The sequence below is a fragment of the Haloarchaeobius salinus genome (assembly GCF_024464185.1).
In the GTDB taxonomy this organism is placed as follows: Archaea; Halobacteriota; Halobacteria; order Halobacteriales; family Natrialbaceae; genus Haloarchaeobius; species Haloarchaeobius salinus.
In genome coordinates this window covers 167223-174957 of the sequence record NZ_JANHAU010000004.1, presented here as the reverse complement: position 1 = coordinate 174957, position 7735 = coordinate 167223, and the positions used below count along the sequence as shown (strand labels likewise).

The window sequence follows — 7735 nt, the reverse complement described above, 5'->3', positions numbered from 1 at the left end:
GATTAGCGCCCCCTCTCGGGGTTGCATCCCACTGTCTCGGCCATTGTAGCCCGCGTGTAGCCCAGCTCATTCGGGGCATACTGACCTACCGTTGCCCGTTCCTTCCTCCAGTTTAGCACTGGCAGTCTCCCTAATGTACCCATCAGGCCAATGGCCCATGCTGGCAATTAGGGATGCGGGTCTCGCTCGTTGCCTGACTTAACAGGACGCCTCACGGTACGAGCTGACGGCGGCCATGCACCTCCTCTCAGTAGCTCAAGTAAGCTCATCACACTGACTGTCACTGCATACTGTCGGAGCTGGTGAGATGTCCGGCGTTGAGTCCAATTAAACCGCAGGCTCCTCCGGTTGTAGTGCTCCCCCGCCAATTCCTTTAAGTTTCATCCTTGCGGACGTACTTCCCAGGCGGCCAGTTTATCGTCTTCACTGCGGCACAGCACGAGCTCGTAGCCCGCGCCAAACCTAACTGGCATCGTTTACAGCTGGGACTACCCGGGTATCTAATCCGGTTCGTGACCCCAGCTTTCGTCCCTCACTGTCGGATCCGCTCTTCCGAGGTGCTTTCGCCATCGGTGGTCCGTCCAGGATTACGGGATTTCACTCCTACCCCAGACGTACCCCTCGGATCGCTCGGTCCCAAGCTGCGCAGTTTCTGCCGGACGCCTGCTCGTTAGGCGAGCAGATTTCCCAACAGACTTGCACAGCCAGCTACGGACGCTTTAGGCCCAATAATATCGGTCATCACTCGAACTGCCGGTGTTACCGCGGCGGCTGGCACCGGTCTTGCCCAGTTCTTGTTCCTGAACCACCCTACGGTTCAGAAAAGCGAGGGCTCTATGCCCTCGCACTCGGGATTCCCTTATCGCACTGTCGTGCAGTGTAAAGTTTTCGCGCCTGCTGCGCCCCGTAGGGCCCGGAATCTTGTCTCAGATTCCGTCTCTAGGCTCTTGCTCTCACAACCTATACCGATTATTGGCACGGTGGGCCGTTACCCCACCGTCTACCTAATCGGCCGCAGCCACATCCTATGGCACCGTAGTGTTTCTGACTCAACCCAGTTCCAGGGAGAGAGTCGTATGGACTATTAGCCTCAGTTTCCCGAGGTTATGGTCCTCCATAGGGTAGTTTGGCCACGTGTTACTGAGCTATCTGCCACGGGTCTGAACCCGTGCGACTAGCATGGCTAAATCGAATCCCAATAGCAATGACCTCCGGCAGGATCAACCGGAATGTCCCGTGCGAAGCACGGGGGTGGCGGAAATTGCTGTCGTGGTATGTGTGGTCGACGACGTCCGACCGGATGTCGCCGAACCACCAAGGCTCGTATCAGATCCCATCGTGTACGGCGGACCGCAGGGGTGGAATCCTCATGGCTCGAAGTCGCACCGACTCCGGTACGACCCTGACGCCGCCGGGGTGCGCCCGGCGCGTCCTTCGCATTAGTTACGAGTGGAGGGTGAATATAAAAGGCCTACGAATCGGACGTCCTCTGACACGGTATCTCATCGCCCGCAGGCGTCCAGTTCGTGAGGTATATACGTCTGCACGTGAGCCCACGAGCGACGCCGTTCTGCGGGGGTGTGGACTCCAGCAGTGGTGTACTCGGGTACCGCACTCCGTGGGCCGGAGAACAGCCGTCGCTGCGTTGGGCGAGGTTGTGCGGGGTCCGCCCCGTCGGAACCTCCCGTTCGCGGGGACGAGGTGACTCCACAGGAGTAGATGACGGCGGTCGGCGGTCAGTTCGTGTACTCCTCGCGCAGTTCGCCGACGAGCTGGCGGGTCGCCTCCCGGACGCAGTCGTCGCTGGAGCGGGGCGGCTCCCAGCCGAGTGCCGAGAGCTTCTCGATGGAGAGGCGCATCTTCGGCACGTCACCGGTCCAGCCGCGGTCGCCGCCGGTGAACTCGTAGTCGGGGTCGAGCCCCATCTCGTCGGCGACGATGTCCGCGATGGCCGTGACGGAGGTCGTGGTCCGGGTGCCGAGGTTGTAGAGGTTGAAGTCGGCGTCGGCGTGCTCGACGACGTGGCACATCGCGTCGACGCAGTCCTCGACGTGGAGGTAGGACTTCTCCTGGCGGCCGTCGCCGAGGATGGTCAGCGTCTCGGGGTCGTCGAGCAGCTTCTCGATGAAGTCCGGGACGACGTTGCCGCGCTGGTGCGGGCCGACGATGTTGGCGAAGCGGTAGACCCATATCTGCATCCCGTAGGAGTGAGCGTAGGTGGACAGGAGGCCCTCGTCGGCGAGCTTCGAGGAGCCGTAGATGCTGATGGGTTCGAGCGGCGCGTAGTCCTCGGGCGTCGGCATCGGTGCCTCGCCGTAGACGGTCGAGGAGGAGGTGAACGCCAGTCTGTCGACGCCGACCTCGTCCATGCGCTCGAGGACGTTGTAGGTCATCTCGGTGTTCTCCTCGAACAGCTGCCGGTCGTCGTCGTAGTTCGTGTCCGTGTACGCGGCGAAGTGGAACACGATGTCAACGTCCTCGGTGATGAAATCGGCGACGTCGTCGGGGTCGGTCACGTCGCGCCGTCGGAACTCGGCCCCGTCGGGGACCCGTTCGCGGGAGCCCTTCGAGAGGTCGTCGACGGCGACGACCTGGTTGTCGTCACACAGCTCGGCGGCGAGGTGCGAGCCGACCAGCCCGGCCGCGCCCGTGATGACGACGTGCCTGTCGGTGAGGTCCATGTCCTCGCGTGCGCGAGGGGCGGGCAAGTGTGTTCTGATGTTCGCTGACGGACGGACCGTGGGTCCCGGTCAGGAGAGCCGACCGGTTGCCATCGAGACGCCGGGCGCGCGCCGGAAGTCGGTCCGGGAGGTGTCGACGAACCCGGCGGCCCCGAGCCAGTCCGCGACCTCGGCGTAGGGGTACGCGCGGCCGCCGAGGAGGACACGATAGGAGAACCCGATGAACGCGACGAGCGACCGTGCAGTAGCCATCGGGCCCGAGGTGTCGGCGAACTGGTCGACCACGACGACCCGGCCACCGGGAGCGAGCGCGTCCGCGACCGACGCGAGGAGCCGTTCGTTCTCCGCCGGCGTCATGCCGTGGACGACGTTGAACACGAACGCCACGTCGTACGTCTCGGCGTCACCGTTGCCACCCCCGAGGTCGTCGGTGAGCAGGTCGGCACCCCGGACGGACACCCGGTCGTCCAGTTCGGCGTCGGCCGCGTTCTCGCGGGCGACGGCGAGCGCGAGTGGGTCGTCGACGACCGTCGCCTCGACCCCGGGGTGGCGCTCGCAGGCCGCGATCGCGTAGCGACCGTGCCCGCCGCCGACGTCCAGGACTCGCTCGTCGCCGGCGAGGTCGACCGCGTCGAGGATCGGGTCGACGACGACGGTGGCTGCGGCCTCGAACCCGCGCTGGGTGGCCGCCCACAGCTCGGGGTGGTCGTCGAGCCACGCGTAGAGCGACTGCTCGGGAGCGCCGGTCCGGAGGACGGTCTCGGCGTTGTCGTCCCAGAACGGGTAGACCACCCGGTCCCAGAACGTGAACCAGTCGACGAGACTCGCGTCGCCGACGAGCCACCGCTCGGACAGGCCGCTCAGGTGGTACGTCTCGCCGTCCCGGTCCAGGTAGCCGGCCCGGGCGAGGAAGGTACAGAGCATCCCGAGCGTGTCCGGGTCGCAGTCGAGCCGTACGGCGAGGTCCGATGCCGTCCCGGGCCGTTCGGAGAGTGCCTCGAACACGCCGACCTCCGCCGCGAGGACGACGGTCTTGCACGTCCAGCTCCCGAGGAGGTCGTAGATGGTGCCCGGCGCACGGTTCCCGCGCAGGACGTACAGCCGTTCGAGGAGGTTCGGGACGTGTGGCATCTGTGGCTCCGGTTGTCCTGCCACGAGGATAAGTTGCGCTGGCCGGTTCCGGCGTCGCCCGGAGCTCTGGACTGTCGTTTGCATTCGGCGCGTCTGTGGTGGGTGACGGCCCTCTCAGTCCGCCAGCAACTCCCCACTCAGTTCCCAGAGCCGCCGCGCCAGCTCGTCGTCTCGCGCAGTCGACGAGGGTTGGGTCGGCTCGCAGTCGCTGAAGTACGCACCGGACTCGTCGTACTCGCCGGCGGCGAGGAAGACGCTCGTCGCGGCCGCCGACCGCGAGCTGTCGGCGACCCGTTCGAGCACCGGGTCCGGAAGCACGGCGAGCAAGCCCACCGCGGCCCGAATCGGCAGTGACGCGTCCCGCCAGAGTCCGCTGCCCGGCACGAGTCCGGGGTGACAGCAGTTCGCCAGCAGGTCGGGTTCGCGCCGGGCGAGTTCCCGGATGAACAGGGCGTTCGCGAGCTTCGACCGCGCGTACGCCTGCAGCCCATCGTAGTCGTCGACCGAGGTGACCGCCTCGCGGGTAAGGTCGCTCGCGTCGGCCCGCGGGTGGACCGCACTCGACACCGTGACCACGCGCGCGTCGGCCGCGAACGTGCCCGCGCCCGAGAGCGCCCCCGTGAGCGCGAACGGCGCGAGGTGGTTCACCCGGAACGTCAGCTCCACGCCGTCGGCGAGCGTCGGTTCGTCGACGTACGCACCGGCGTTGTTGACGAGCACGTCGAGCCTATCGGTGTGCTCGGCGACGGCATCCGCGAGGTCGACGGGGGCCTCGCGGTTCGCGAAGTCGGCTTTGAAGAACACCGTGTCTGCACCGAGCGCGTCGAGCTCCGTCGCGACTGCCCGCCCGGCCTCACGGTTCCGCCCGTGGACGAATACGCGTGCGCCCAGGCGCGCGAGGGCGAGTGCGGTCTCGCGGCCGACCCCGCTGGTCGCGCCGGTCACGAGGACGGTTCGGCCGGTGAGGTCGGCGTCCGCGACGCCCGCGAGGACTTCCGGTCTACTCATGCCGGCCGTAGGGTCGGTGGCGAGAAAAGCGTGGCCGTGGCGGCGACCGTCGGGCGAGTGCCGGCGTGACGGTCAGAGCTCGTCGTGCTTCACCGGGAACGCGACCTCGACGGTCGTCTTGTACTCGACGATACTGCCATCTTCGACGTTGGCAGTCCACCCCTCCACCTCGACGCCGTTGATCTCCTCGATGGTCTCGCTTGCCTGTGCGACCGCCTCGTGCGCCGCGTCCTCCCAGGACTCCGTCGAGGTGCCGAGCACTTTGATGATCTTGACTGCTGTCATGGCGGTCGACCTACGCCGGGCGGCTTCGTTGTTACAGACGGGTTATCCCCGCCCGGTCGTCCCGGCCCCTGGTAACCCGGTCGTACCGTCGAAAGCGAAACCCCCTAACGAGTGACCGGCGTAGCCGGTGGTATGCAGGGAGAACCCGAAGTGGCCGTCCTCCGCCTGGCCCACCGGCCGGGCCGGGACGACCGGATGACGACCCACGTCGGCCTCACCGCCCGCGCGCTCGGCGCGGACCGCGTCGTCTACCCCGCCAACGCCGACCAGTCCCGCCAGACCGTCGCGGACATCACCGGGCGGTTCGGCGGGCCGTTCGAGGTCGAGCTCACCGACTCGCCCGCCGCGGTCGTCCGGCACTGGGACGGCGTCGTCGTCCACCTCACGATGTACGGCGAGCGCGTCCAGGACGTCGAGGGCGAGATCCGCGAGGCCCGTGCGGACGCCCCGCTGCTGGTCGTCGTCGGCTCCGAGAAGGTACCGTTCGACGTGTACGAACACGCCGACTACAACGTCGCCGTGACGAACCAGCCGCACTCGGAGGTCGCCGGCCTCGCGGTCTTCCTCGACCGGCTGTTCGAGGGCCGGGAGCTCGACCGCGAGTGGACCGACGCCAGCCGCCGTGTCGTCCCGATGGAGACGGGTAAACGCGTCGTCCCCGCGGGCGAGGGCGACGGGCAGCCGACCGACGACCAGTCGGAGTGACGACACACGGTTCGGTGCCCGAACGGGTTCGGGAAAGGACACTGGACCCTTCGGTCCCATCTCCGAACTGCCCATGCCATGGGTGAGCCACCCTGGCTCGACCCCCCTTCTCCCCCCACCAAACACTGACCGAACACGTTCGGGGAATCCCCCTCGGCCGGGCAGGACCAACACCGAGGCATGAGCGCGATTCCGGGCGACATCGACACGGACAGCCAGCCACCGATGGCGGTACCGCTCCGACATTTCGTCGTCGGGTTCGGCTTCCTCGTCGCCGCGGCGGTGCTCCGGGTCGCCATCGCAGTCGACGCGGCCGGGGTCGCCGATGTCGCTCCCGGCCTCGCCTCGCTCGGCCACGTCCACCTGCTGCTCGTCGGCTGGGTCTGCGTCACTATCGCCGGCGCGATGACCCAGTTCGTGCCGGTCTGGTCGGGCGTCGGCCTGCACTCCCGACGCCTCGCCGCGGCCCAGCTCTGGCTGCTCGCCCTCGGCGTCGCCGGGCTGGTCGTCGCGATGCTCACCGGCCGGCTCGCGGTCCTCCCGGTCACGGGCGCGGTGCTCGCGCTCGGCTTCTGGACGCTCGCGTACAACGTCGGCCGGACGCTCCTCGCGGCGCGCCCGCTCGACGTGACCGAGCGCCACTTCCTGCTCGCGCTCGGCTTCTTCGTGCTCGTCACCATCCTCGGGCTCGTGCTCGCGCTCGATTTCACCCGGGCGCTGCTCGGCGTCGGGACGGTCCCTCGGACCCAGGTCGTCGCGGCCCACGCGACCCTCGCCGTCTTCGGAGCGGTGCTCACGACGGTGTTCGGTGCGCTCTACCAGCTCGCGACGATGTTCACCCAGACGGACCTCGACGGGTTCGACGGAGCACTCGTCGGATTCGAGACGGTGGCGTTCCCGTTCGGCGTGCTCGCGCTCGCGAGCGGCCGACTCGTCGCCGACACCTCGCTCGCCCGCATCGGCGGCCTGCTCGTCGTCGTCAGCGTCGCCGCCGTCGGGGTCGTCCTCGTACGCCGACTCCGGGCCGCCCGCGTCCCGCGCACGCCGATGCTCACCCGGTACGGCGTCGCCGCCGTCGGGATGGTCGGCTGGGCCGCTGCGACGACCCCGACCTGGCTCCGGGACCCGCTCGCGTTCGACGCCCGTTTCGGGGCGGGCTTCGAGTCCCTCTCGCTGTTCGTCGTCGGGTTCGTCGTGCTCGGGACGCTGTACCACATCGTCCCCTTCGTCGTCTGGGTCCACCGCTACGCGGACCGGCTGGGCTACGAGCCGGTGCCGATGATCGACGACCTGTACGACGGTCGGGTCGCGACGGCCGACCTCGTCGCGACCGTCGTCGGGGCCGGCTGTCTCGTGGCGGCCGACACGCCGGTGCTGCCCGGTTCGCTCGCACTCGTGGGAGCAGGCCTGTTCCTGGTCGGTGTGCTGCTGTTCAGCGTGAACCTGCTGCAGGTCGTCCGCGTCCACGGCGACGGCGTCGTCACCACCCTGTTCGACGCGACGCCCGGGGAGTGACGTGGGCGAAGATGTTCGGCTGAACCGGGATTGGGTCGGGGCGAGTACACAGACACACATGCCCGACGTCGTCTCCGTCCCCGACCTGACCGACGCACCGCACGCGACCGTCTTCGAGTCCGACCCCAGAGTCGTCCGGCTCGCACTCGACGCCGACCAGCGACTCCCCGCCCACCGGCATCCCGGCGAGACCGTGCTGTTCCACGTCCTCGACGGCCGGGTCAACCTGACCCTCGGCGACGGCGTGCTCGAACTCGACCCCGGCGACCTCGCCCGGTTCGACGGTGACGTGGACATCGCCCCGCACGCACGCGAGGAGAGCACGGTCCTCGTCACGTTCGTCTGACCGCGACCGTCGCTGACGGCTGTCCCACGGTTCTTGTACGATGCCGGGACCAGCACCGGCGTGA

Annotated in this window: 7 protein-coding genes and 1 rRNA gene; 3 read left to right on the top strand and 5 right to left on the bottom strand. The window is 67.9% G+C overall.

Annotation, left to right across the window (positions count from 1 at the left end):
- The 5 genes from NO345_RS15210 to NO345_RS15190 all read right to left on the bottom strand — a co-directional run.
- Positions 1-1231 (bottom strand): 16S ribosomal RNA (locus NO345_RS15210); the annotation flags it as partial.
- 505 nt (positions 1232-1736) lie between these two features.
- On the bottom strand, positions 1737-2681 hold the full coding sequence (locus NO345_RS15205; RefSeq protein WP_256300584.1) for an NAD-dependent epimerase/dehydratase family protein: 945 nt from the start codon (positions 2679-2681) through the stop codon (positions 1737-1739).
- A gap of 69 nt (positions 2682-2750) precedes the next feature.
- Positions 2751-3812 carry a class I SAM-dependent methyltransferase gene (locus tag NO345_RS15200; RefSeq protein WP_256300582.1) on the bottom strand — a complete coding sequence of 354 codons (1062 nt, stop codon included), beginning with the start codon at positions 3810-3812 and terminating at the stop codon, positions 2751-2753.
- A 114-nt stretch (positions 3813-3926) separates the two neighbouring features.
- The gene (locus tag NO345_RS15195; RefSeq protein WP_256300580.1) at positions 3927-4820 is read right to left on the bottom strand and encodes an SDR family NAD(P)-dependent oxidoreductase; all 894 of its coding nucleotides are present in this window, start codon (positions 4818-4820) and stop codon (positions 3927-3929) included.
- A 72-nt stretch (positions 4821-4892) separates the two neighbouring features.
- A complete protein-coding gene (locus tag NO345_RS15190) occupies positions 4893-5105 on the bottom strand; it encodes a dodecin family protein (protein WP_256300578.1) in 213 nt (70 codons plus the stop codon).
- A gap of 132 nt (positions 5106-5237) precedes the next feature.
- Here NO345_RS15190 and NO345_RS15185 point away from each other — a divergent pair, with 132 nt between their 5' ends.
- The 3 genes from NO345_RS15185 (at position 5238) to NO345_RS15175 (ending at position 7671) form a co-directional block, all read left to right on the top strand.
- The gene (locus NO345_RS15185; RefSeq protein ID WP_256300576.1) at positions 5238-5810 is read left to right on the top strand and encodes a tRNA (cytidine(56)-2'-O)-methyltransferase; all 573 of its coding nucleotides are present in this window, start codon (positions 5238-5240) and stop codon (positions 5808-5810) included.
- Between the two features lie 180 nt (positions 5811-5990).
- Positions 5991-7325, top strand: coding sequence for a hypothetical protein (locus tag NO345_RS15180; protein WP_256300574.1), 1335 nt, complete (start codon positions 5991-5993; stop codon positions 7323-7325).
- 58 nt (positions 7326-7383) lie between these two features.
- Positions 7384-7671, top strand: coding sequence for a cupin domain-containing protein (locus NO345_RS15175; RefSeq protein ID WP_256300572.1), 288 nt, complete (start codon positions 7384-7386; stop codon positions 7669-7671).
- The last annotated feature ends 64 nt before the right edge of the window (positions 7672-7735 follow it).